The sequence below is a fragment of the Pullulanibacillus sp. KACC 23026 genome, assembly GCF_029094525.1.
GTDB lineage: Bacteria > Bacillota > Bacilli > Bacillales > Sporolactobacillaceae > KACC-23026.
Genome location: NZ_CP119107.1, coordinates 433,764 through 459,881 on the forward strand (window position 1 = coordinate 433,764; position 26,118 = coordinate 459,881).

Annotated in this window: 20 protein-coding genes; 7 read left to right on the top strand and 13 right to left on the bottom strand. The window is 43.1% G+C overall.

What is annotated here, in order from left to right:
• Nucleotides 1-89: 89 nt before the first annotated feature.
• Nucleotides 90-911 carry a TerB family tellurite resistance protein gene (locus PU629_RS02015; protein WP_275282597.1) on the bottom strand — a complete coding sequence of 274 codons (822 nt, stop codon included), beginning with the start codon at nt 909-911 and terminating at the stop codon, nt 90-92.
• Between the two features lie 397 nt (nt 912-1,308).
• Between PU629_RS02015 and rfbA the strand changes: the two genes are divergently transcribed.
• The 4 genes from rfbA to rfbD are packed head-to-tail and all read left to right on the top strand — an operon-like array spanning nt 1,309 to nt 4,664.
• Nucleotides 1,309-2,202, top strand: a complete 894-nt coding sequence (rfbA, locus tag PU629_RS02020; RefSeq protein ID WP_275282598.1) for a glucose-1-phosphate thymidylyltransferase RfbA — start codon at nt 1,309-1,311, stop codon at nt 2,200-2,202.
• Nucleotides 2,199-2,765: a dTDP-4-dehydrorhamnose 3,5-epimerase gene (gene rfbC, locus PU629_RS02025; protein WP_275282599.1), complete on the top strand. Its 567-nt coding sequence runs from the start codon at nt 2,199-2,201 to the stop codon at nt 2,763-2,765. Before rfbA ends, rfbC begins: the two co-directional genes overlap by 4 nt.
• Entirely contained in the window at nt 2,762-3,826 is a 1,065-nt protein-coding gene (rfbB, locus tag PU629_RS02030) for a dTDP-glucose 4,6-dehydratase (protein ID WP_275282600.1), read from the top strand. Before rfbC ends, rfbB begins: the two co-directional genes overlap by 4 nt.
• Nucleotides 3,819-4,664, top strand: a complete 846-nt coding sequence (rfbD, locus tag PU629_RS02035; protein WP_275282601.1) for a dTDP-4-dehydrorhamnose reductase — start codon at nt 3,819-3,821, stop codon at nt 4,662-4,664. Before rfbB ends, rfbD begins: the two co-directional genes overlap by 8 nt.
• 301 nt (nt 4,665-4,965) lie before the next feature.
• On the opposite strand, the gene PU629_RS02040 is transcribed toward rfbD, so the two are convergent.
• From PU629_RS02040 to proB, 10 genes are all read right to left on the bottom strand, one after another.
• Nucleotides 4,966-5,235 (bottom strand): hypothetical protein, encoded by a 270-nt coding sequence (locus tag PU629_RS02040; RefSeq protein WP_275282602.1) that lies wholly within the window; start codon nt 5,233-5,235, stop codon nt 4,966-4,968.
• 89 nt (nt 5,236-5,324) lie between these two features.
• Nucleotides 5,325-6,842: a glycosyltransferase family 2 protein gene (locus PU629_RS02045; RefSeq protein ID WP_275282603.1), complete on the bottom strand. Its 1,518-nt coding sequence runs from the start codon at nt 6,840-6,842 to the stop codon at nt 5,325-5,327.
• Between the two features lie 1,683 nt (nt 6,843-8,525).
• Nucleotides 8,526-8,828, bottom strand: coding sequence for a hypothetical protein (locus tag PU629_RS02050; protein ID WP_275282604.1), 303 nt, complete (start codon nt 8,826-8,828; stop codon nt 8,526-8,528).
• Entirely contained in the window at nt 8,821-10,335 is a 1,515-nt protein-coding gene (locus tag PU629_RS02055; protein ID WP_275282605.1) for a glycosyltransferase, read from the bottom strand. Before PU629_RS02055 ends, PU629_RS02050 begins: the two co-directional genes overlap by 8 nt.
• A gap of 429 nt (nt 10,336-10,764) precedes the next feature.
• On the bottom strand, nt 10,765-11,487 hold the full coding sequence (locus PU629_RS02060) for an amino acid ABC transporter ATP-binding protein (protein ID WP_275282606.1): 723 nt from the start codon (nt 11,485-11,487) through the stop codon (nt 10,765-10,767).
• Nucleotides 11,484-12,140: an amino acid ABC transporter permease gene (locus PU629_RS02065; protein ID WP_275282607.1), complete on the bottom strand. Its 657-nt coding sequence runs from the start codon at nt 12,138-12,140 to the stop codon at nt 11,484-11,486. The genes PU629_RS02060 and PU629_RS02065 overlap by 4 nt, the downstream gene beginning before the upstream one ends.
• Nucleotides 12,141-12,298: 158 nt before the next feature.
• Nucleotides 12,299-13,120 carry a basic amino acid ABC transporter substrate-binding protein gene (locus PU629_RS02070; RefSeq protein ID WP_275282608.1) on the bottom strand — a complete coding sequence of 274 codons (822 nt, stop codon included), beginning with the start codon at nt 13,118-13,120 and terminating at the stop codon, nt 12,299-12,301.
• A 1,472-nt stretch (nt 13,121-14,592) separates the two neighbouring features.
• Complete coding sequence (locus PU629_RS02075; RefSeq protein WP_275282609.1) at nt 14,593-14,751, bottom strand: hypothetical protein; 159 nt, start codon at nt 14,749-14,751, stop codon at nt 14,593-14,595.
• Between the two features lie 412 nt (nt 14,752-15,163).
• On the bottom strand, nt 15,164-16,411 hold the full coding sequence (locus tag PU629_RS02080) for a glutamate-5-semialdehyde dehydrogenase (protein ID WP_275282610.1): 1,248 nt from the start codon (nt 16,409-16,411) through the stop codon (nt 15,164-15,166).
• Nucleotides 16,412-16,560: 149 nt separating this feature from the next.
• Nucleotides 16,561-17,670: a glutamate 5-kinase gene (gene proB, locus PU629_RS02085; RefSeq protein WP_275282611.1), complete on the bottom strand. Its 1,110-nt coding sequence runs from the start codon at nt 17,668-17,670 to the stop codon at nt 16,561-16,563.
• Between the two features lie 505 nt (nt 17,671-18,175).
• Here proB and PU629_RS02090 point away from each other — a divergent pair.
• Complete coding sequence (locus PU629_RS02090; protein WP_275282612.1) at nt 18,176-18,538, top strand: DUF488 domain-containing protein; 363 nt, start codon at nt 18,176-18,178, stop codon at nt 18,536-18,538.
• Nucleotides 18,539-18,724: 186 nt separating this feature from the next.
• Here the strand turns inward: PU629_RS02090 and PU629_RS02095 are convergent, their stop codons facing one another.
• Both PU629_RS02095 and PU629_RS02100 read right to left on the bottom strand, forming a co-directional pair.
• On the bottom strand, nt 18,725-19,960 hold the full coding sequence (locus PU629_RS02095) for an MFS transporter (protein ID WP_275282613.1): 1,236 nt from the start codon (nt 19,958-19,960) through the stop codon (nt 18,725-18,727).
• Nucleotides 19,961-20,216: 256 nt separating this feature from the next.
• Complete coding sequence (locus PU629_RS02100; RefSeq protein WP_275282614.1) at nt 20,217-21,245, bottom strand: LacI family DNA-binding transcriptional regulator; 1,029 nt, start codon at nt 21,243-21,245, stop codon at nt 20,217-20,219.
• 596 nt (nt 21,246-21,841) lie between these two features.
• Between PU629_RS02100 and PU629_RS02105 the strand changes: the two genes are divergently transcribed.
• Nucleotides 21,842-23,509: a glycoside hydrolase family 13 protein gene (locus PU629_RS02105; RefSeq protein WP_275282615.1), complete on the top strand. Its 1,668-nt coding sequence runs from the start codon at nt 21,842-21,844 to the stop codon at nt 23,507-23,509.
• 929 nt (nt 23,510-24,438) lie between these two features.
• Nucleotides 24,439-26,046, top strand: coding sequence for an alpha-amylase family glycosyl hydrolase (locus PU629_RS02110; RefSeq protein WP_275282616.1), 1,608 nt, complete (start codon nt 24,439-24,441; stop codon nt 26,044-26,046).
• Nucleotides 26,047-26,118 lie beyond the last annotated feature (72 nt).

Sequence of the window (26,118 nt, forward strand, 5' to 3'; positions counted from 1 at the left end):
GGACTGAGTGTCCGTCACAAAATGAAAGCAGAAGCGAAATCCAAATAGAAAGCAGCCCCGGGGAACCGTATTCCTCGGGGCTGCTTTCTTTAAACACGGCCCGCTTGTTTGTATTGAGTGATGGCCTCATAAGCTTGGTGGATATCTTTGATCTTTTGGTTGGCTTTTTGTATGAAATCAGGTGAGCTTTGCTTGTGCAGATGACGGTCCGGATGATACTCCTTGATCAAGCGTCGGTAATTTTTCTTAATAGTCTCGATTGAATCGGATTCTGAACACCCTAGTAAGATAAAATGGCGGGTTATTTCGGGTATGTAGCGCGCACGTATTTGCTTAAATGGCGTACTTACTTTTAACACGTCAGCAGCATGCGAGATAATCGCGTTCTGCCGGTCATCAATGGGGTTATCAGCCAAGGCAATTTGGAATAAGTGGTCAATTAATTGAATCCGCTCCGACTCACTTTTAGGTAAAACGAGATGCAGTTGCTGAAGGATAGACGGGTAGCCATCAGGTGTTTGCTTGGCTAGGTTAAATAAGCGCCTTAATTCAGCCAGTTGGCGATCAGACGGCTGATAAGTTGATTTTAGAAGGCGGTCAACCACAAGAATTTCCTGCTTGGTCACAATTCCATCCGATTTCGTCATCTTCGCGAAGAGTTCGACGACTAAACGCATTTCCTTGGTGACACGGGCAAGAGGCTGTGTGTGAGACGCGCTCACTTTATTTTTGTATAAAGTCGATTGGCATGAAGAACAGGTCCATGTGCCACCCGTCTTTTTCATTTTGTTTTGGCAAGTCGGGCACGTGGCGCTTTTGGGAGATGACGTGAAAGACGCCCAGCCAAACACATCCTTTAAGAGGCTGACACTCGTGATCAGTATGAGAATGACAAATAAGAGCTGAATCATTCTTAAATCCTCCCTAAGATCTCTTACGTTCGGATCTTTTTAATAATAAAGATGAATTAATAAGTAATTTTACCATTTATATGCACGACTTATCCATATTAGGGAGGAAAAATCCTCACTATTTGTTCAATCTTCATGCTGATGCGATCGATTTTAGCGAAAGGCTCGGGTATTAAGAGGGACATCTCGTTTAAATAAACGTTTGTTTAAATTCTCCGTTTAAAGTTTAACTTCTTAGAGCTCCTCATCACCCGCTGCCTTCTAAACTTGATGAAACGCTAGGTAACCTAGTTAATGGGAAACGAAAAACAATTGGATAATCGGCAAAATTTGGTTAAAATAAAGAAGGATGTCCAACTAATGACATTTAAAGCAGAAAGCAAAAAGGAGTCGTTCTATGAAAGGGATTATTTTGGCTGGAGGAAGCGGCACGCGTCTTTACCCGCTTACACGGTCGGTGTCTAAACAATTACTACCAGTCTATGATAAGCCAATGATTTATTATCCGATTTCCATTTTGATGTTAGCCGGTATTCGCGACATTTTAATAATTTCAACACCACAAGATACCCCGCGTTTTGAGCAATTGTTAGGGACAGGAGAGGAATTAGGGATTCACCTGTCTTATGCGGTTCAGCCTTCACCTGATGGGCTCGCTCAAGCATTTTTAATCGGTGAGGACTTTATAGGCGAAGAGTCTGTTGCTCTCATTTTGGGTGATAACATATTCTATGGCCACGGTTTTACTGATCTTTTGACGAAAGCAGCCAATCGTTCGAGTGGTGCTACGGTGTTTGGATACAACGTGAAAGACCCCGAACGCTTTGGGGTCGTCGAATTTGATTCATCAGGAAAGGCAATTTCTATCGAGGAAAAACCAAAGCAGCCGAAATCAACCTACGCGGTTACAGGGCTCTATTTTTATGACAATGAAGTGGTTGAAATTGCGAAAAATATTCAACCATCTGAACGCGGCGAGCTTGAGATTACATCAGTCAATGAGGCTTACCTGAGAAAAGAGTCTTTAAATGTAGAATTGCTTGGGCGCGGCTTTGCCTGGCTCGACACAGGAACTCACGAGTCTCTGTTAGATGCCTCTAATTTTATTGAAACGATAGAAAAAAGACAAAGTCTGAAAGTGGCCTGTCTTGAAGAGATTGCTTATCGAAAAGGATACATAACCCGCGAGCAATTAATCGCTTTAGCGGAACCTTTAAAGAAAAATAATTATGGGGCCTATTTGCTCCAAGTGGCGAGCAGACCACGAGACATGGGAGGGGTCTATTCATGAAGGTCATGACAACCATTTTTGACGAAGCCTTATTAATTGAGCCTCAAAGCTTTGGGGACCACCGGGGATTTTTCATGGAAAGTTATAATGACAACCTCTATAAAGAGAACGGAATCAGCTATCAATTCGTTCAAGATAATCAGTCCTTATCTCGGGAAGCTGGGGTGTTAAGAGGCCTTCATTATCAACTCAATCCTAAGGCGCAAACAAAGTTGATTCGTGTTTTAACAGGTGCCATCTATGATGTGATTGTGGATATCAGAAAAGGATCCCCGACTTTTGGAAAGTGGCAAGGGTTTATCTTAAGTGAGCACAACAAGCGACAGTTATTGGTTCCAAAAGGTTTCGCTCATGGTTTTTGTACCTTAGTTCCAGATACGAATGTGTTCTATAAGGTGGATGAATTTTATTCTCAGGAAAATGACCGAGGCATTCTTTGGAATGATCCAGAGATTGGAATTGAGTGGCCGGTGAGCAATCCGATTCTTTCTGAGAAGGATACTAAGCACGCGGGAATCAGGGAAGCTGAGCATAACTTTGTTTGGAAAGAGGGAGTCCAATGAAGCTGTTAGTCACAGGTGGCGCAGGTTTTATTGCAAGTAATTTCATCCATTATTATTTGGACAAGCACCCTGAAGACCAAATCGTGAACCTCGATTTGCTGACCTATGCAGGGAATTTAGAAAATCTTAAAGATGTGGAAGATCATCCGAATTATACCTTTGTCAAAGGCAGCATTACCAATCGGGAATTAATTGAGCATGTGGTGAAAACTCATCAGATCGATACAATCGTGAACTTTGCAGCAGAGTCCCATGTGGATCGAAGCATTACGGATCCTTCTGTTTTTATTAAAACAAATGTCCTTGGAACAAGCGTCTTGCTGGACGTTGCTCGCGACTTAAAGATTTCTAAATATCTTCAAGTGTCCACGGATGAAGTGTATGGTTCACTCGGGGAGGAAGGGTATTTTACTGAAGAAACCCCGCTTGCGCCAAACAGCCCTTATTCGGCAAGTAAGGCATCGGCTGACCTACTAGTCAGAGCGTATCACGAAACCTATGGAATGAATGTGAATATCACCCGCTGTTCAAATAACTATGGGCCCTATCATTTTCCTGAAAAGCTTATTCCTTTAATGATCACGAATGCTTTAGAAGGAAAGGCGCTGCCTGTGTATGGGGATGGGAAAAATGTGCGTGATTGGCTCCATGTCTATGATCACTGTGCCGCTATTGATCTAGTTATTCATAAAGGACGCCCTGGCGAAGTGTATAACGTCGGCGGCCATAATGAAAAGCAAAACATTGAAATTGTCGAGCTCATTGTGGATCGGTTAGGAAAGTCCCGCGATTTAATCAAGTATGTCGAGGATCGTCTCGGGCACGACCGCCGCTATGCCATTGACCCGGCGAAAATTGAGACAGAACTCGGCTGGAAACCAAAATATACTTTTGAGACCGGAATTACAGAAACGATCCAATGGTATTTAGATAACGAAGATTGGTGGCGCCGAATTAAGTCAGGGGATTACATGGCCTATTACGAAAATCAATACGGTAAAAAAGGCGCCGGATTAGTCGAAATTCCAAGCGGGGCTCAAGGAGAGAAAACGAATGGCTAAGGTACTGGTAACGGGCGCTAAAGGTCAATTAGGACAGGACGTGGTCCGCTTATTTACGGAAGCGGGCCATGAGGTCATCGGACTAGGACGTGAAGATTTGGATATCACGAACAGTAACGATGTTTGGCGATGTTTAGAAGCACTGCGTCCAGAGGTCGTCATCCACTCGGCGGCTTATACGGCTGTCGACCAAGCGGAATCGGATGTGGAAGGGGCTTTTCTAGTAAACGCCTATGGTACGCGGAACATGGCGGCGGCCTCTGAAGCCGTAGAGGCAAAGCTCGTTTACATGAGCACCGATTATGTGTTTAATGGCGAATCCGACCAACCTTATAATGAATTCGAAGCGACCTCACCGCTTGGAGTTTACGGGAAGTCAAAGCATGCCGGAGAGCAATTTGTGCGTGAGCTCCATTCCCGCTTTTTTATCGCCAGAACTTCTTGGGTATTCGGAGCCCATGGAGGCAACTTTGTAAAAACAATGCTTAGGCTTGCAGAGACGCAGCCACAATTAAAAGTGGTCCATGATCAGCGCGGCTGCCCGACCTACACGGTTGATTTGGCCAATTGCCTATTGAAGATGATTGAAACCAGCCAATTTGGAACCTATCATGTTTCGAACTCAGGAGTCTGCACGTGGTACGAATTTGCTAAGACTATCTTCGAGAAGAAGGGCATTTCAATCGACGTGGTCCCTGTAACCACAGAAGAATTCCCGCGCCCCGCCCGGCGTCCGAAGAATTCTGCTTTCGACCACATGGCCCTTAGATTAAATGGATTTGAGGAACTGCCAGACTGGCAAAATGCCTTAGACCGTTTTTTAGATGAGGTAAAATAACACTGGGCTTTGCTTTGAGAACATGGCGCTCACAAAAGTCAGTGCTGTGCGCTCCTCCCTGATCGTTTTAGAAAAATAGTAAAAAGGCTGTCGAAATGGATTCGACAGCCTTTTAAAAGTAAGTAAGTCTATTTTTATAAGCAAGGAAGCCATGTGCTTTTCTTCGGAATTGGTGCGTGGACTACGGTCATTCTGTCAAGGCTGCCACTCCGCTCCACGGGCGGCGCAGCACAGATCACCGTAATAAGGGGTTCTTAGATGACTTCCGAGTTCCATAGCAGCAGATCAAATGCCCAGCGCTTTAGTGATGGCCGGCTAGCCTTGATTTTGTAAATCCTTTTAGTTTTTTAGTAAATAACTGGAATCGGGATTCAATCCCAACATCTTCTGCACGAATAAATTCTGTGTTCATAATGCCATCAAAATCAACGGGACGTAACTCGTACCAGCCTTTGACGCTTGGATAAAGGGTTAATTCGGTTCCTTTTGGATAGCGATTCACGACTAAAGCATTACGTGATGGGCGTGCATAGGTGATAACATCATTCTTTTTGGTTTTCATTTTTAGCATGTCAATCACTCCCGATAAAGATCAGATTACATAAAGTAGGTTGATTCAAGCTATCACGTGCAAACTTGATTTTTTGAAATCTAAATTAGTCAATCCCATTTTTTTATGTCAAGACTCAGATTGTTGCGAGGAGTTGTCCAATAAGGTTTGAAAGTGAAGGTTTTACCTAATAACTCCACGCCTTCAATTGGAGGATCGAGCTCGATATCTACTGAACGATGTGATCCCAGGCGGCGCCGAGAAACATAGGAATCCGCTTTAGCCTCAACAAAGAAATCCCAAGGACCGATAAGTATATCTTTAATAAGCAAATCCAGATAGTTCACAGTAAATCGGAAGCTGCCTTCTCGATCAGTTGGTTCTGAAGGAAAAGGGCATTCAAAACCCGTTTCTCTATGAACAGCAATGAGATGATAGGACAGCTTATAATTGGTTAACAAAGGTTGTGGAAAGAAACCCTCTAGTTGAAAGAATGCTTGGCCAAAGGATAATCCACTCAAAAGGACTTTAGACTTATTTTTATGAGTGACATTCACTTCAACATCAAACTCACGCTTATCCTCATTTTTCACAAAACGAGCAAAGAGTTGACCATTTTCGATCCGTGAGACATCGTTTGCCGTCAGATTCTCTAGGTGACGGTGGATGAAAAGAAGCTTCTCCAGGTCATTCTCTTGCACCAATTGAATGAAATAGTGATACTCAGGATTAAGTTCGTCTTTTATATCAGAAACATGTGTATCAATAAATTTCTGGGCTTCCGCAAGCCATAATTTTTTTTGCTCATCATTTAAAACGGAATTCGTTAATAAGTATTTTCGGAGTCGGCTGGCCCTAAAGAACCGATTTAAATAGGCAATTCGGAGTTCTCTCTTTCGCTCTTCAGATTGAACGCGCTCGTTAATGTATTCCATAATCCGATAAAAGGCGAAGAAAAATTGCTCGGCTGGAAAATATTTAAGACTCAGGTTTTCATCACCGCGTTTGACCACATAGTAATAGTCATAATCGCTAAGCACGGTGATCACTTTAGATTCAATGAAGCATTGCATCGTAAAGAGCTGATCCTCACCGACAACCGCTTTTGGATGAAATGTAAGTCCATGCTCACGCAATAACCCTAACCGGTACATTTTATGTGGGGCGAGCCCCATCACCAAGTTGTCCTTTACAATATCTGCTTGAGGCAGATTGCCTTTTTTGAACATCGATTGTGGCACCTTGCGTCCATTAACACCGACATAGCGCCCGTATATCACATCAGAATGATAAGCTTTGGCCTTATTATAAAACCGTTCAAGTGTTTCTTCCCCTAAGAAATCATCATTGTCTAAGAATAAGATGTATTCCCCATGAGCGGCCTCGATCGCATCATTTCTTGGAATCATCGGTCCACCTGAGTTTTCGGTTCGATTGATCAATTTTAGATTGGGTAATTGCTTCTCGAAACTTTTAATAACCTCTTCACTATTATCTGTCGAACAATCATTAATACATAATATTTCAAAGTCATCATAACTCATCGTTTGATTCACTAAGGAATCAAGCGTTACTTTGACATGGCGTGATGCATTATAAATAGGAATTGCTACAGAAACTTTAACCATTGAAATCCAACCTTCTTTGAAGAATTTTCGATCCTATGGCCACACTGCTTGGACCAAACAAGATCGGGTAATTGTTTCTGAAGGGGTATTTAGCGAGAAAACGACTTCTCGATTAACGAACAGGAGTGTTGGCTGTTTTATATTATATGTCCCAATTAAGCCATGATTAAATCGGCTGAACATCCGCTTATAAGGTAAAGGGCCTCCATTTGCGGGAAAAAATCAAACTGATATGTAAGAGCCATGTTTGGTTAATCGATTTTTTGTTACCCATGTCGTGTTCTCAGTTTACCCCCTCATCGTAACATTAAATCCTTTTAGTCCTTTTTCTTTAAAAATAATTTCAAAAAACTTGTTGCACCTATAGAAGGGTAGGGGATGAGTAAAAAATAACAAAGGTAAAGGTATCGTATTATTTGTGTCAAATGAAAGGACGACAAATAATGGAAATTGTTCAGGCTGAAAAAGTGACAATACCATGAACAGCATACTACTTAAATTGTCTGTCCTATGGTTACCAAACACTCTTCGAAACAAGTTGAAGATTTCTGGCCGTTGAAATGGTGGCGCCGGGTTTGAGCAGGAGGCCCGGCCCCACCATTAAGTAGGCGGGCCTAATCCAAGAAGGTTGAGGAAAAATCTGAGAAGGTTAGTCAAAAATCCTAAAAGGTTAGTCAAAAATCCAAGAAGGTCGGCTCAAAATCCGAGAAGGTCCAGCCCCGCCCATAAGTAGGTGGACGTGATCCTAGAAGGTAGAAGAAAAATCTGAGAAGGTTACTCAAAAATCCAAGAAGGTCCTGCAAAAATCCGAGTAGGTTGGCGCAAAATCCGAGAAGATCCAGCGCCGCCCATAAGCAGGCTGGACCCATCCAAGAAAGTTGAGGAAAAATCTGAGAAGGTTCCTCAAAAATCCTAAAAGGTTTGTCAAAAATCCAAGAAGGTCGGCGCAAAATCCGAGAAGGTCCAGCGCCGCCCATAAGCAGGCGGTCCCCATCCAAGAAGGTTGAGGAAAAATCTGAGAAGGTTACTCAAAAATCCTAAAAGGTTAGTCAAAAATCCAAGAAGGTCGGCGCAAAATCCGAGAAGGTCCAGCCCCGCCCATAGGCAGGCGGGCCTCATCCAAGAAGGCTGAGGAAAAATCTGAGAAGGTTAGTCAAAAATCCTAAAAGGTCCTGCAAAAATCCAAGAAGGTCGGCGCAAAATCCGAGAAGGTCCAGCCCCGCCCATAGGCAGGCGGGCCCCATCCAAGAAGGTTGAGGAAAAATCTGAGAAGGTTCCTCAAAAATCCTAAAAGGTTAGTCAAAAATCCAAGAAGTTCGGCGCAAAATCCGAGAAGGTCCGGCCCCGCCCATAAGCAGGCGGGGCACATCCAAGAAGGTTGAGGAAAAATCTGAGAAGGTTCCTCAAAAATCCTAAAAGGTTTGTCAAAAATCCAAGAAGGTCGGCGCAAAATCCGAGAAGGTCCGGCCCCGCCCATAGGCAGGCGGGCCTCATCCAAGAAGGTTGAGGAAAAATCTGAGAAGGTTCCTCAAAAATCCTAAAAGGTTAATCAAAAATCCAAGAAGGTCCAGCAAAAATCCAAGAAGGTCCAGCGCCGCCCGCCCACAAGACAAGCACCCCAATCCAACACGAAAACCATGCACTGACCTGGGTGAGTGCATGGTTTACATAAATAATCATGTATTAGCCTTTTCTTTGTGTCATTATAACTTTTAGGATGTTGTTAAATAGGGAGTCGAGGCGGACATCCTGTGTTCGGATAAATTCGGTGTTCATGATCCCATCGGTGTCAACCGGTCGGAGTTCAAACCATCCTTTGACGCTAGGGTAGGCACGCATGTTTTGTCCTTTAGTATAGTGCTGGACGACCAATGCTTTTTCAGAGGGGCGCGCGTAAGTTGTAACACTTGCTCTTCTTATTTTTATCTTAAACTCCTGGTGCTTTCGCCATTCTTTTCTTAATCGTTTCTTGAGTTTATTAAGCATCTTTCACCTCTAGGCTAAGCTGTCCGTCTGGTGTCGTCCAAAATGGCTTAATCATATATCTTCTGTTTAGTGGCCTTTGTGTAAAGGCCTTCTCAGCAATTATTTCGAATGGCTTCGAGCAAAGCCGGCAGCGATTTGTATAGCCGTTCAGTTTGGCTTCGACATATAAATCCCAAGAACCACTAAGAGATTCTCGTTTAAAAAGGTCATTATAGTCGATGGTAAATTTAAAACCATTTTTGCTGATTGAAGGCATGGATGGGAATGAATAGTGTTCATTAGATCCACGGTGGATAAAGGTCAATTCATAATCCATTTTATAACCGGACAACAAGCTTTGAAAAAACTGCCCCTCGATGGTCAAAGTTGTTTCCGTTAACTGAAATTGGTCAAGAACGAGGTTAGAGATATTCCAAGAGTTCACAACCAGTTCAACATCATAAGGCATGTTATTTTTTTTATTAACACCAATAAAACGGGCATAAATCTTCCCATCTTCTATCCGAGAGACATCCTGTGGGGTCACTTGTTCCACTTTTGAATATGCTTTTTTCAAAGTAGCCAAATTATTTTCTAAAGCAAGTCCAGCGAAAACGCGGTGGTTCAAATCAAGATGTGGCAAAACGTCTACGACATGAGTCTCAATAAATTTTTTTGCCTCGTTAAGCCACAATTTCTTTTCTGCATGGTTGAGAACCGATTTCGTTAGAAGATACTTCCTGAGCCGGCTTGCTTTAAAGAAGCGGTTTAAGTATTCGATCTTGAGTTTTCTCCTAAGAACGTCATCGGCTATGTGTTCATTCATATATGCCATTAAATGATTGAATGAGAAAAAAAACTGTTCAGCGGGAAAATACTTAAGACTGAGATTCTCATCCCCTCTTTTAACCACATAATAGTAGTCGTAATCGTTTAAAACGGTAATGACCTTCGATTTAATATAGCACTGCATTGTAAAAAGCTGATCTTCGCCAACCACTGCTTTTGGGTGAAAGCGAAGTCCATTGTCTCTTAACAGACCGACGCGATACATTTTATGTGGAGCTAAACTCCAAACCAATCTATCTTTTATAAGATCAGCTTTCAGCAAATTTCCCTTTTTGAACATGGACCTTGGAATTTTTCTCCCATTGACGCCCACATATCTGCCGTAAATAACGTCAGAACGATTGCGTACAGCCTGATTGTACAACCGCTCTAAAGATTCCTCTCCAAGAAAATCATCATTATCCAAAAATAGGAGGTAGTCGCCTTGCGCTGCCTCAATAGCATCATTTCTTGGAGTCATCGGTCCGCCAGAATTTTCTTTGCGATTGATTAATTTGAGGTTAGGGAGCAGAGGATAAAAGCTTTTAACAACCTCTTCGCTATGATCTGTTGAGCAATCATTGACACAAATGACTTCGAAATCCTTATGTGGCAAAGTCTGATGGACCAAAGAATCAAGTGTGACTTTTAAATGGCGTGCCGCATTATAGATCGGTATTGCAACCGTTACTTTAACCATGTCATTCTACCTTCTTATTTATAAGAATTTCGAGCAGGCCCTCTTCGTCAATCAGACAGCCCTCGGAGTCGATTGGCCAGCTTATTTATGAAAAGGGTGACTTTTAAATCAGTTCATTCATATCCTCAAGATAAATGAAGAAAATGGCGAATATGTCTATATTAGTCACCAAATCTTACAAAAAAATACATATTATAGATTAGATTATATAGGACGGCTTGAGGGAATGAAAGAGAATTAACGTGACATAAAACGAGGCGATTCGACAGTTTTCGCGAATGGGAATAATAGATTAAAAAGATGGGGACCCAAGCTAATGAGTGTGGGGTAACAGGAGAGAGGAAGTATAGAATTTAAAAAGTCTTAAGCGTACGAAAACCGCCTGCCCCAATTGGACGGCGGTTTCGTGATGCTCACATAAGTGGATGCCTAGAGTACTTTGCTTAAGAAAGATATTGTCCGTTCATTTTGCGGATTAGAAAAAATCTCAGAGGGGATATTTTCTTCAACAATATAACCGCCGTCCATAAAAAGAACACGGTCGCCTACTTCACGGGCAAATCCCATTTCGTGGGTTACCACAATCATAGTCATGCCTTCTTTGGCAAGATTCTTCATAACTTCGAGAACCTCTCCGACCATTTCCGGGTCAAGAGCGGAGGTAGGTTCATCAAAAAGCATGATTTTAGGTTCCATTGCTAAGGCACGAGCGATCGCCACACGCTGCTTTTGTCCCCCAGATAATGAGGCGGGATAGACATTGGCTTTATCGGCCAATCCAACCTTTCCAAGCAATTCAAGTGCTTTTTTCTTTGCGGCATCCGGCTTGATCTTCCGGACAATTTTCGGTGACAAGGTGATATTTTCAAGCACGGTCTTATGAGGAAATAGATTAAAATGCTGAAACACCATGCCGACTTCTTCGCGAATTTTGTCGATATTAGTTTTCTTATCGGAAATATCAACATCTTCTATATAAATATGGCCATCGGTAATGGATTCTAGAAGATTAATACAACGCAAAAAGGTAGATTTTCCGGAACCGGATGGGCCGATCACGACGACGACCTCTTGCGGTTTAATCTGGACATTAATATCTTTCAAAACAACGTGGTCACCGAAGGCCTTTTTTAAGTTTTCAACACGAATCATTCGGTAGCCAACCTTCTTTCAAGATAATTTAACAGCAAGCTCATGGAATAAGTTAAGACAAGATAAATGGCAGCGGCTGTGAAGTAAGGCTCCCATACGCGGTAATATTGACCTTGCATCGCTCGTCCCCAATACATGATCTCTTGACAGGCAATGATAGCCAAGAGAGAGGAGTCTTTAATCAAAACAATAAATTCATTTCCAAGCGGCGGAATCATACGTTTAAAAGCCTGTGGCAAAATAACATGGCGCATGGCTTGAACGTGACTCATTCCGAGAGAACGCGAGGCTTCCATCTGTCCTTTGTCGATGGACTGAATGCCGGCACGAAAGATTTCTGCGGTATAAGCAGCAGAATTCAAAGAGAGAGAAAGGATACCCGCAAAAATGGAGTTGGTTTTACCAATGATGAGCGGGACAAAACCGAAATGAATGATTAAAATTTGCACAAATAAAGGCGTCCCACGAAAGATCGTAATATAAAGACTGAACGGGAAAGCAAGCCATTTATTGCGCATTATTTTTCCAAGACCAATCAGCAACCCTAAAATAGTTCCAAAAAAGATACCAGCAAGAGAGAGACCGATCGTTAAAAGTGTTCCCTTAAGAAAAAACGGGGCATAAGCTGCGATGATGTCCCATCTAAAATTCATGTTAGAACCTCCAATCTAGAAGCCCATTCAAAAAACGTAACTGTCTACAATAAATTCCCTAAAAAGGAAAAAATAAGGGGGATTTTGACGGGCTTTAAAGTTAAATTGCGTAACACTTGCTCTGAACAAGGTTACGCAATCCGGTTTTACCATTTTATCTATTCAGCTTTTGCTTGTTCAGCTTTGATTTGAGCCAGGTCTGGATCTTTGCCGAAATTAGCTTTATAGATCTTCGCATACGTGCCATCAGAGATGATTTTCTTAATGGCTTTATTAAATGCAGGTACAAGCTTGCTGCCTTTAGGGAACATGATACCGTAATATTCACTTGGGAAGCTTGGATCGTCTACAATTTTGAGCTTCTGATCTGGGTTATTCTTGACGTAAGCCTGGACAACCCCGCTGTCTGCTACTACTGCATCTGCCCCATTGTTGAGCATTTCTTGAATGGCAAGCGGTGTCGTATCAAATTTCTTGATCTTAGAACTGTTTTTACCGAGGATTCCTTCAGCAATCGTTTGACCAGTTGTTGCGTTTTGGACGGCAATCGTTTTTCCTTTTAGATCCTTACCGCTGCTGATGGTGCTACCGTCTTTAATTAAGATTTCATTTTTAGATTGGAAGTAAGGAAGTGAAAAATCATAGGTTTGTTTGCGGTCATTGTTTATAGTGATTGCCGAAATACCAGCGTCAGCGTTGTTTCCTTCAAGTGCTGCGAAGGCTGCATCCCAACCTACATTATCCATCTTAACTTTGTAACCAGCATCCTTTGCAACAGCGTTCATAATATCAACATCAAAGCCCACCATTTTACCATTATCCATATTTTCAAATGGCGCATAAGAAGCATCTGTTACAACATGCAGCGTTTTTTCTGATTTTGTGCTGGAACTCCCATTATTACTGCTTGTCCCACAGCCAGCCAGCATGATAACTGACATGATGAGGAGAGCCATCACTAAAGAAAAGCTTTTTTTCATCATTTTTCCCCCTAATAAACATTTTGTCACTCTCCGTTACATTAAATCTCTCTTTTAAATTCCCCTAGAAATAATCAAATTATTAGAGCACCTATTAAGGAAAATTAATGACGGCAGAGATTTCTATGAGTTTTACTTTAATGTATTAATGAAAAGAAGGCAACTCAAAATTTCCATATTATTTGAAGGATTTAAAGAAATTTAGACAAGGTTAGACAAAAGTTAAGGATGAATGCGATTTCAATCAATTGCCGGCGCAAAATCCGAGAAGGTCCAGCGCCGCCCTTAAGTAGGTGGACGTGATCCGAGAAGGTAGAAGAAAAATCCGAGAAGGTTACTCAAAAGTCATAGAAGGCTAGCCAAAAATCCGAGAAGGTCGGCGCAAAATCCGAGAAAGTCCAGCGCCGCCCCCAAGCAAGCGTGCGTGATCCTAGAAGGTAGAAGGAAAATCTGAGAAGGTTACTCAAAAATCATAGAAGGTCGGCGCAAAATCCGAGAAGGTCCAGCGCCGCCCCCAAGCAAGCGTGCGTGATCCTAGAAGGTAGAAGGAAAATCTGAGAAGGTTACTCAAAAATCCTAGAAGGTCCAGCAAAAATCCTAGAAGGTCGGCGCAAAATCCAAGAAAGTCCAGCGCCGCCCTTAAGTAGGTGGACGTGATCCGAGAAGGTAGAAGGAAAATCTGAGAAGGTTACTCAAAAATCCAAGAAGGTCCACCAAAAATCATAGAAGATCGGCGCAAAATCGAAGAAGTTCCAGCGCCGCCCCCAAACAAGCGTGTCCAATCCTAGAAGGTAGAAGAAAAATCCGAGAAGGTTACTCAAAAATCTAAGAAGGTCCACCAAAAATCATAGAAGGTCGGCGCAAAATCCGAGAAGGTCCGGCTCCGCCCCCAAACAAGCGTGTCCAATCCTAGAAGGTAGAAGAAAAATCCGAGAAGGTTACTCAAAAATCTAAGAAGGTCCACCAAAAATCCTAGAAGGTCGGCGCAAAATCCGAGAAGGTCCGGCGCCGCCCCCAAGCAAGTGTGCCCAATCCGAGAAGGTAGAAGAAAAATCTGAGAAGGTTACTCAAAAATCCGAGAAGGTCCAGCAAAAATCCAAGAAGGTCGGCGCAAAATCCGAGAAGTTCCAGCGCCGCCCCCAAGCAAGCGTGCCCAATCCGAGAAGGTAGAAGAAAAATCTGAGAAGGTTACTCAAAAATCCGAGAAGGTCCAGCAAAAATCCAAGAAGGTCGGCGCAAAATCCAAGAAAGTCCAGCGCCGCCCCCAAACAAGCGTGCGTGATCCTAGAAGGTAGAAGAAAAATCCGAGAAGGTTACTCAAAAATCTAAGAAGGTCCACCAAAAATCCAAGAAGGTCGGCGCAAAATCCAAGAAGGTCCATCGCCGCCCCCAAGCAAGCGTGCGTGATCCGAGAAGGTAGAAGAAAAATCCGAGAAGGTTACTCAAAAATCTAAGAAGGTCCACCAAAAATCCTAGAAGGTCAGCGCAAAATCCGAGAAGTTCCAGCGCCGCCCCCAAGCAAGCGTGCCCAATCCGAGAAGGTAGAAGAAAAATCTGAGAAGGTTACTCAAAAATCCGAGAAGGTCCAGCAAAAATCCAAGAAGGTCGGCGCAAAATCCGAGAAGTTCCATCGCCGCCCCCAAGCAAGCGTGCCCAATCCGAGAAGGTAGAAGAAAAATCTGAGAAGGTTACTCAAAAATCCGAGAAGGTCCAGCAAAAATCCAAGAAGGTCGGCGCAAAATCCAAGAAAGTCCAGCGCCGCACCCAAACAAGCGTGCCCAATCCTAGAAGGTAGAAGAAAAATCTGAGAAGGTTACTCAAAAATCATAGAAGGTCCAGCAAAAATCCAAGAAGGTCGGCGCAAAATCCAAGAAAGTCCAGCGCCGCCCCCAAGCAAGTGTGCCCAATCCGAGAAGGTAGAAGAAAAATCCGAGAAGGTTACTCAAGAATCTAAGAAGGTCCACCAAAAATCCTAGAAGGTCAGCGCAAAATCCGAGAAGGTCCAGCGCCGCCCCCAAGCAAGTGTGCCCAATCGGGAATGCATCAATTTCTAACTTGCCCATTCCCGTTAATCACGTATTTGGTAGAGGTGAGGGCAGGGAGCCCCATTGGTCCGCGAGCGTGTAATTTTTGTGTACTGATGCCGATTTCGGCTCCAAATCCAAATTCATAACCGTCAGTGAAGCGTGTGGAGGCATTGTGGTAGAGAACGGCGGCGTCTACTCTGTTAAAGAAAGCCTGTACCTCTTTTTCATCTTCAGAAATGATGGCTTCCGAATGCTTGGTCCCATAAGTTTGGATATGAGAGATGGCTTCATCAAGATTACTTACCAGTCGAAGTGCAACGATTAAATCGAGATATTCGGTTGCCCAGTCATTCTCATTTGCTGGCATAAGGCTAGGATCAAAAACACGTGCCGCCTCATCAGCATGAATCTCCACCTGTTTATCTTTTAAAGCTTGGATTAATTTAGGAAGATGTTTGGCTGCCCATTTTTCATGGACTAAAATCGTTTCGGCTGCATTACAAACAGAGGGACGATGGGTTTTGGCATTGACAGCAATGGAAACGGCTATTTCAGGTTTGGCAGTTTCATCAATATAGATATGGCAATTGCCCACCCCGGTTTCTAGAACTGGAACGGTGGCTTGCTGCACAACGGATTGAATAAGAGACGCTCCTCCTCGTGGAATGAGTACATCTAAATAGTGATTCAGTTTGAACATCTGGGCAGCCGTGTCACGTGAAGTATCTTCTAAAAGTTGGACCGCCTCAGAGGGAAGGTCAGATTGATGAAGCGCACGATGAAGGACTGAGACAATGGCTTTATTCGAATGAATGGCTGAAGAGCTGCCTCTTAGCAGCACAGCATTTCCCGTTTTAAGACAAAGGCTTGTGGCATCAACGGTTACATTGGGCCGCGCTTCGTAAATCATGCCAATAACTCCTAATGGTACTCTGATCTTTCGAATGTGCAAACCATTAGGGCGATCCCACTCCTCGAGCGTTTCACCAATAGGGTCAGGGAGTTCCGCTACCTGTTTTAGGCCCTCTGCCATTTCCATAAGTCTTGTTTCTGTGAGTGTAAGACGATCTATCATGTGGTCTTGAACCCCCTGACTCTTTGCCAAGGCCAAATCCTTTTGGTTTTCTTCTAGAAGATAGGGGGATTCCTTCATTAATTGATCCGCCATTTTTAACAAAGCCTCATTCTTCTCCTTGGTTGAAGCTAAAGCGAGTGTTGCGGCTGCCTGTTTAACAAGGGCTGCCTTTTCATATAAATCAGTCATTTGTTTAATCTCCTCTCAGTTTATAGGGTAGCTTCGCAAATGGTCTGCTCAATTAGTGTAAGTGGAACGAGAGAACCGTCCCCGCGTTTCCCCGCGTTTCAAGTGGAACGAGAGAACCGTCCCCGCATTTCCCCGCGTTTCACAGCGTTTCATTGAGTGGGTACCCAATGGTCTCTGTGGATGACTTCTGGTCGGTGGTGGGGGGAGTGGTGTTTGATTGCTTGGCTGTGTTTGCCTTTTATGCGTTTTAAGTCTTCGGCGGATAAGGTGACTTGTCCTTTGCCGATTAATTGCCCCGCGTGGGTTAGGACCTCGACGACTTGGCCTTCATGGAAGTGGCCGCGCACTTCTACAACTCCTGCAGGAAGCAAACTTTTTCCTTTGTCTAAGAGAGCGTCAGCGGCACCGTTGTCTACCACAACTTGGCCGGAAACCTCTGAGTGAAGCTGAATCCACTGCTTTTTATTTTTTAAGGGCAAGGCATGAGGAGAGGAACCAACATATGTGCCATCGCCTTTTCCCTCGAGGACTTTGAGCAGCTTCTCAGGTCCTGAGCCCGTTCCGATAAACGAAGGGACCCCAAGATGCAAGGCGGTCTTAGAGGCTTCAATCTTGGAACGCATACCGCCTGTCCCGACTTTCGAAACCGCATCACCTGCTAAGGCAAGCTCCTTTTCTGTAATTTCGGGTAAAAATGAAAGGCGCTCAGCAGCGGCTGACTTTCTTGGGTCTTTAGAATATAGGCCATTTATATCTGTGAGAATAATGAGCCAATCGGCATGAACTAGGCCGCTGACTAGAGCAGACAATCGGTCGTTATCACCAAATGTGAGTTCCTCAATCGCGACGGAATCATTTTCATTAATAATTGGAACGACACCCCGCCTTAAAAGTTCCGATAGAGTGTTAAAGGCATTGGTGTATTGATCTTGAATGGAAAAATCATGTCGAGTGAGTAAGAGCTGAGCGGTCAATAAACCATGGGAGCGAAACTGGTCGGAGTAGTGCTGCATCAACAAGCTTTGTCCAACTGCCGCGGCTGCTTGTTTACCAGAAATTGTGACGGGGCGAGAGGGATAACCAAGAGCCGAGAAGCCGGCTGCAACGGCACCAGATGTGATTAAGAGAAGCTCATGACCCGCTTTTCTTAATGCCGACAAGGCAGCGACGTGTTCCGTCAGTTTGCTTTCCGATAACTGTCCATGTTCATCAGTCAATGAACTACTGCCTATTTTTACGACAATTCTTTGACGTCCCATTTTTTTTACGCCTCACTTTGTGTTTAAAGTAAAATAAAAACTCCTCCATCCTATAAAAGGACGGAGGAGCCGTGGTACCACCTTTTTTCAGAAATTCTTAGAACGAATGTCTGATCTTAAGCCCGTATCGTGGGAAACGGTTAGGTTTGCCTAACTGCTCATGGGCAGGTTCGATCCTCCATCAGTGGTGCACCTTTCAGCCAAGGGTGTACTCTCTAATCACCTGAAAAGACTTACTAATCCCAATCTTTGCATTGCGTATGGAATTGGCGTACATAGAACTTTAATGGATTAAATTATAGGTAAATTTAGTTTGTTCGTCAAGGATTGATTTTCAAGTAAAAGGCCTATGTTTTAGTGTGGTTGAGCGGAAAAAGTCGAATAAACAGGAAACTATTCCCCAGGAAATGACAACATGCAGATAACTTCGACAGTTGAAATCAAAAAACATATATGTTCTCATGGTTGCAAAGAGTAAAATGATCGAAATTTAGGGTGGGTTAATTTGGATTTAAAAATAAAAAGAGTTTATGAAGAGGCTGAGGAGAAGGATGGTATACGCATTCTTGTTGACCGATTATGGCCAAGAGGGGTAACCAAGGAGAAAGCAAAGTGCGATGTATGGCTTAAGCAAGTCGCTCCAAGTCCAACTCTTCGTAAAACGTTTGCCCATAAGCCTGAGCGGTTTGATGCATTTCGAGAACAATATATTCAAGAGTTAAGAACCGATCCAGAAAAAGGAAAACCCTTGGCGTTTATTCGGGAAAAATTAGTTCATGAGACCGTTACACTCGTTTATGCTTCAAAGGAAACTTTCTATAACCATGCAAACGTATTAAAAGATTTTCTGGAATGTAAGAAGCACTAAAAAAAGGGGTTAATCCTAATCACCCCCAATTTTTGCTTAATAAAATAGATTTTCAGGCTATTCATCGAGGATTCACACGGTGAGTCACTCACTCCTTATTTAATAAATGAGAGGGCGCCCTCAAAAATAAGTCTTTTGGGACACCCTCAAACAAATTAAAGATTATATTATCTGTAGCAGCACGGTTTAGGCATTTTTGGCATGTCTGTCTGAAAGGGGGTGATTATGTTTCTCTTTAAAAATAGCGACCAATAAAGCTATGCCACTTAAAACAAGTAAGGCACTAGTTACAAAAAACACATTAGAGATTCCATAGAGACTCGAAATAAAACCGCCGAGGGATGGGCCGATGATGTTCCCGAGAAAACGAACGCTTGTGTTATAACCCATGACCTCTCCTTGCATGGCAAGCGGGGTAACCTGGCGAATAAAGGCGACCAGGACAGGCAGTACACCGCCGATTGTAATTCCAAGGAAGAAGCGGATAATAACGAGCTGCCATATGGATGTGACAAACGCGCCAGGCAAATAGACGATGCCCGATAACAAAATAAGGATGACGAGAATTTTTTGATAGCCGATTTTATCGCCAAGTTTTCCCCAGTTTCGAGCAAACAGAAGATTCCCTAAGCCGGCTGCAGAAAAGGCGAGTCCCGAGAAGAAAGCCAAATTTTCAGGTCCGTGAAGATGACTGACGTAGAGAGCAAGGATGGGCTGAATACTGAAGTTGGCAATTTGGACGAATAAGGCGACCACCATAATCATGGTCAGCATCGGGTTGGTAATAATATGAGCAAGGACTTCTTTGGTGGAATAATTCTTTTGCTTACCTGTTTTTTCTTCGAGGCGAAATTCCTTAACACCGAATAAAACAAAGAAAGCGGCAATTAATAGAGTAATAGCTGTAAAATGGAACGTCATCTTAAATCCAACCGAATCGGCAAGTAATCCAGCAAGCATTGGACCAAGCAAGGTTCCCGCCACATTTCCTGTTTGCAGGGTACCGAGAACACGTCCGGCTAGATGCCTTGGCGTTTGGGTTGATATAAGAGCCTGTGACATGGAGATGAAACCGGTAAAGATCCCCATGAGGAAACGGAGTAAAAATAACTGAAAGACGGATGTGACAAAGCCCATTAAGAAAACAGACACGGCAAGGCCAAAAGCGGCAATCACAAGTATCTTTTTTCGCCCATGGCGATCGCCAAACCGTCCCCAAATGGGTGAAGCAATAAAGGCCATGACAAATGTAATCGCAAATACCCACCCCGACCATCGCTGAACATATTCAGGCGTATGGTGACCAAGTGTCTGAATATAGAGCGAGAGAAAGGGAATCACCATGGTCATGCTGCCGCCTATAAAAAAGTTGGCAAACCACATGATGATCAGATTCTGTTTCGCTGCTCGTTCATGCTGCAAGACATAACCCTTCTTTCCATTAAATTGTAAATACTTCGGAAACCTAACATTTCGGAAATCAAAATATATTTTACGCCTTTCTGTGCTGCTTGAAAAGAGTTCAGCTTTAATTCATTGCAAATTGATGAAAATAACCATGGGGACAGACGCCACCTGCAAGAGCACCTTATTGCCGGGGTCTGTCCCCACGCTCTAATTGCGGCAAAAGAAAAAGGCAAGTCGATTGACTTTGCCTTTTAATCTGTATATGGTTTTATTATTTTGTTTTGGGAGGTGCGCAGGAGGCTCTCTCAATAATTTCATGAGGGATAATAAAACGATTAGTGGGTAATTCGGTTTCTTTGATAAGCTGGAAGAGGGCATCCGTGGCACTGCTCCCAAGCTGAAAAATATTGATTTCGACAGAGGTTAGCGGTGGGGAACAATACTCGGAAATTAGCAAGTTATTAAAGCTGATTAACGAGATGTCTTCAGGGACTCGAACTGAGATTTCTGTGAGGGAACTCATAATCCCAAGAGCCATGATATCGTCCGCCACAATTAAACCGGTAGGGGGATCTTCCATTGACATCAGCAATTGCCCGGCTTGCCGTCCGCCTTCTTGAAGGAAATCTTGGTGGACAATATATTCATCTCTAATAGGAAGACCAGCTTGCGTGAGGGCTTGTTTATAACCATTTAGCCGGTCCGTTGTCACCACAAGCTCAGGAGCCCCCCCTATAAACGCACATTTAGTATGTCCTAAGTTAATCAGATATTGGGTCGCTTCAATGGCGGCTTGTATATTATCATTATCTACATGAGTAATTTGGTTTTCATTGATATAAGGCTTACCGATAAGGACAAAAGGAAATCTTAGTTTGATTAGCAAATCAACTAACTCGTCGCCAATTCGAGAGTATAACAGAATCAGTCCATCGACGCGGCGCCCGTGAACCATGCTAAGGACTTCAGCCCGAATTTCTTCTTTTGTAATACCTGTTGTCATATAAATACCATAATGGTTAGCATGTGCTTCTTTACTGATCCCCTGAATGACCTGAGGGAAGAATGGGTTTTGAAAGAGTTCCCCTCCAGAACCGGGGAGCACAATGCCAATGGTCTGAGCACTTTGATTAGCTAGACTTCGAGCATGATGGTTCGGATAATAGCCTAATTGTTCCATCGCTTCTCGAACCGTTCTCTTGGTTTTCTCACTGATCCTTGAGCTGTTAGCAATAACACGAGAGACCGTTGATGGGTTAACATTGGCAAGCTTTGCGACATCTTTTATAGTGACAGCCATTTTATTTCCTCCTTTATCATAAAGCCAAACAACCTGCTGATGCTTTAAAACGGTGACACCATTTGAGGAATTAAGGCATTTTTCTTGTCTTAGATGACAAATTTTAGAGAGCAAAAATCATAAAATTCGGCTTAATCAGATTCCTTTGCAAACGGTTGCATGGATTGACACAAAAATAAACGAAAATCATTTCCTATCAGATGAAGACTCACTAAAATTGATTCTAATTCTGATTGAATCGTTTGTCAATTAAGTTCCCCCAAATAGGTTAAACGTTTCCAAAAAAAATTATACGCTTACAAAAATGATTTGACTTGTTCAATCAAAACGTTTTATAGTTTTAGTGTCACAACTTTTTAAACATGAAGAGGTTTGGTTAAAATTTTATGGCTTAGCGTGGAGAATCCCTCACCTAACAACTAATTTTTATTTTTTAAAAGGGCTTCACCCCTTAGCGAGTGACGGATTGACTTAGTGGCAAAGGGTTGTGAGGATTTTATTTTGTCGATTTGTGCTAACGCTTGCACAAAAAGTTTTTTCATTAAGCAGGGTATTCGTATTAAAAAAGAACAGGTCTATAGTAAAGGGGCATATGTATGAAGCATCAATGGTGGAAAGAAGCAATTGCCTACCAAATCTATCCGCGGAGTTTTATGGATTCTAATGGGGATGGAATCGGGGATATACAAGGTATTATTTCTAAACTGGATTACGTTAAGAATCTTGGGATCGATGTCATTTGGATTTGTCCGATTTTTAACTCGCCAAATGATGATAACGGTTATGATATCAGTGATTACAAAGGTATTATGGCTGAATTTGGGACGATGGCTGATTTTGACGAACTTTTAAGTGAAGTTCACAAGCGCGGCATGAAACTCATTCTTGATCTTGTTATTAATCACACTTCGGATGAGCATCCTTGGTTTGTCGAGTCGCGTTCCTCTAAAGAAAATCCTTACCGTGACTACTATATTTGGAAAAAGGGAAAAGCGGGTAAGGAACCGAACAATTGGGAGTCTATTTTTGGTGGGTCTGCTTGGAAATACGATGAAGCGACCGATGAGTATTTCTTGCATGTCTTTTCAACCAAACAACCTGACCTCAATTGGGAAAATCAGACGGTGCGTCATGAACTCTATGACATGATTAATTGGTGGCTAGATAAGGGGATTGATGGTTTCCGAGTGGATGCGATTTCCCATATCAAGAAAGAAGCCGGCTTTCCTGATCTTCCCAACCCTAACAAGAAAAAATATGTCCCGTCCTTTGATGGACACATGAACCGTCCTGGCATTCAGGCGTTTTTAAAAGAACTCAAAGAGCATACGTTTGCACGCTATGACATCATGACGGTCGGGGAAGCGAACGGCGTCAAAATTGAAGAAGCAGATGAGTGGGTGGGCGAAGAGAACGGCATATTTAACATGATCTTCCAATTTGAGCATCTTGGTCTCTGGGGAAAGAGTGCTGAAGGCGGCTTGGACATCCACGCCTTGAAAAAAATATTCACGAAATGGCAAAAAAGTCTGGATGGAAAGGGCTGGAATGCACTTTTCCTAGAGAATCACGATCAGCCCCGATCGGTGTCAACATGGGGGGATGATGGAGAATATAGGGAGAAGTCCGCTAAATCCTTGGCAGCCCTATACTTTCTCATGCAAGGCACCCCATTTATTTATCAAGGTCAAGAAATTGGGATGACGAACGTTCAATTTGATTCTATTGATGACTACAATGATGTAGCCATTAAGAACATGTACAAAAGTGAGCGGGAGGAAGGCAAGTCTCACCTTGATATTATGAAAGTGATCTGGAAAAATGGCCGTGATAACTCCCGAACACCTATGCAGTGGTCGGACGCTGCCCAAGCCGGATTTACAACAGGAAAGCCTTGGATGACGGTCAATCCTAACTATCAGACTATCAATGTTGCAACTGAATTGACCAATCCAGATTCAGTCTATCACTTCTACAAATCACTGATCGATTTAAGAAAAGACAATGCGGTTCTAGTTTATGGTTCCTATGACCTTGTTTTAGAAAACCATGACTTTGTCTATGCCTACACAAGAAAGTTCAATGATGAAACGGTCTTGGTTTTATGCAACCTGTTTAATGAAGATGCAAAGGTAAACTTGCCAAAAGAATTAGTGAGTGAACAAGCAGAACTTCTTTTAAGCAATTACAGTCCAATAAAAACCGGACTTCCAAAGTCCCTCACATTGAATCCTTTCGAGACAAGAATCTATCGACTGGCTTAACTAAAGGTTAATTAGAATCTAGTAAACAAACAGATGGTTCGGCGCTAACCTGCTGGGGGGCAGAGTAGCTTTTTGTATAAATTGGATGACCTTTTCGGAAAGGGTGCCAATCTGCCAGGGGGGGCAGTGGACCTTCTTGGATAAATAGTCGACCTTTTCGGATTTTTAGCGGACCTTCTCAGATTTTTCACCAACCTTCTCGGATAATTGGCGGACCTTCTCAGATTTTTCGCCAACCTTCTCGGATAATTGGCGGACCTTCTTGGAAAGGGTGCTAATCAGCCGGGGTTCCAGTGGACCTTCTCGGATAAATAGTCGACCTTTTCGGATTTTTTGAGGACCTTCTCGGATTTTTCGCCAACCTTCTCGGATAATTGGCGGACCTTCTTGGAAAGGGTGCCAATCTGTCAGGGGGGGCAGTGGACCTTCTTGGATAAATAGTCGACCTTTTCGGATTTTTAGCGGACCTTCTCGGATTTTTCACCAACCTTCTCGGATAATTGGCGGACCTTCTTGGAAAGGGTGCCAATTTGCCGGGGTTCCAGTGGACCTTACCGGATAAAAGGCCAACCTTCTCGGATAGGTGTTAATTTGCCGGGGGGAGTGCCCGGAGTTTCCTATAAGAATAGCTTTTCACGAGGGTTTAGCTCATAAACTTTTTTAAAAGAGGTGATTCTATGAACTTGGGTGAAGATGTCCTGATTTTTATGGGAGTGTTGTTGGTCTTTTGGCTGGTGTTCGCGGTTTTTGTGAAACGACTGTACGGTGAAAAGCGGGTGATCTGTGCCTCATGTCATAGGAAGGTTAACTCTTTAGGAATGGCGAAATGCCCGAGGTGCGGAGGGTATTTGTATAAGGATCACATTGAAGATGATTATTATAAGCGGAATGGCCGATAGACTATTAAAGGGGGAGGGGGAGTTTTCGATATGAAAAAGAGACTATGGACAGCTTGTTTTTCCATTTGTTTGTCGCTCGTCATGTTGACGGGTTGTGCGACGGGTGCTTCTCAGTCAGCACCCAAATCGAAGGGGGCTCAAGCGGCAGCGGTTAAGGCACCAGTTTTTACTGAAACGGATTTTGCTCCTAATTCATCACATGATATTTACTATGAGATTTTTGTGCGATCTTTCGCGGACAGCAATGGGGATGGCATTGGCGATTTGAAGGGAATCACTGAAAAGCTATCATACCTAAAAAAGCTGGGTGTACAAGGGATTTGGTTAACACCGATCTTTGAATCACCTTCTTATCATGGCTATGATGTGACCGACTATTATAAAATCAATCCGGATTTCGGTACCGAAGCTGATTTGAAGAATTTGGTGAGCAAGGCCCATCAAATGGGAATAAAAGTGCTTCTTGACCTCGTTGTTAACCATACAAGTGATCAAAATCCGTGGTTCAAGAAGGCGCTCGCTGATGATCCGACTTATAAGAACTATTATATTTGGAAAAAGCCTGCCGATAGCCTAGATCAGCAGGGAGACTGGGGGGAGCAGGTTTGGCAGACTAATGGAGATCAGGTCTATGAAGGGGTCTTTGATAAGAGTATGCCAGACCTTAACTATGACAATCCAGTTGTCCGTCAGCAAGTGATTAAGATTGGTCAATATTGGCTGAAGAATGATGGTGTTGACGGCTATCGTTTAGATGCGGCGATGCATATTTATTCAAACTGGCAGTATCCCGACGCCGCAGAAAAAAATGCCCAATGGTGGACTGAGTTCTATGATGCGATGAAACAGGTGAATCCGAAAACATACCTAGTAGGGGAGGTATGGGATGACCCAACTGTTATCGCTCCTTATTTGAAGAGTGCTCTTACTTCGGGATTTAATTTTGACTTGTCGACTCAGATTCTTGATGCGGCAAAATCGGAATCAGATAACGGCTTGGTATCGAGGCTTGAGGCCATCCGATCATTGTATGCCAAGCAAAATTCTGATTTTAAGGATTCAACATTTATTACGAACCATGACATGGACCGAACCATGAGTCAGTTGAATGATAATGTGAATGATGCCAAAATGGCGGCATCACTTCTATTGACGCTGCCAGGCAACCCGTTTATTTATTATGGCGAGGAGATCGGCATGCAGGGAAGCGGACCCGATGAGGCCAAACGTGAGCCGTTTATTTGGTCATCTGATCCAAATGATAAAACCACGACGTCTTGGGAGCCGACAGGAGTAAACGATACAGGCAAGATAGCTCTGAATGTAGAAGAAAAAGATCCGAATTCTATGTACAATTGGTACAAAAACTTGATCTATGCCCGCCGCTCAAGTCCAATTTTGATGGATGGTGAGCTCCAAGATACGAATTATACAGTGGATGGACTCATTACGTTTAAACGTGTTCTTAATCAAAAGAGCTTGCTTGTCCTTACAAATATGACTGGAAAAGCGAAGTCTCTAAAGCTCTCAAAAGAAGATCGCTCGTACAAGAATGTGTATTTTGAGACGTCGAAAAAGGTGAAAACAGGAAAAACGATTAGTCTGCCAGCTTATTCAACTGTTATTCTATCTCCATAAGGGTTCCCAAAAAATCTAGCTTCTGCTCGTTAGCCAGACTTCTCCAATAGTGATCTCGCGTAATGGGTAAGG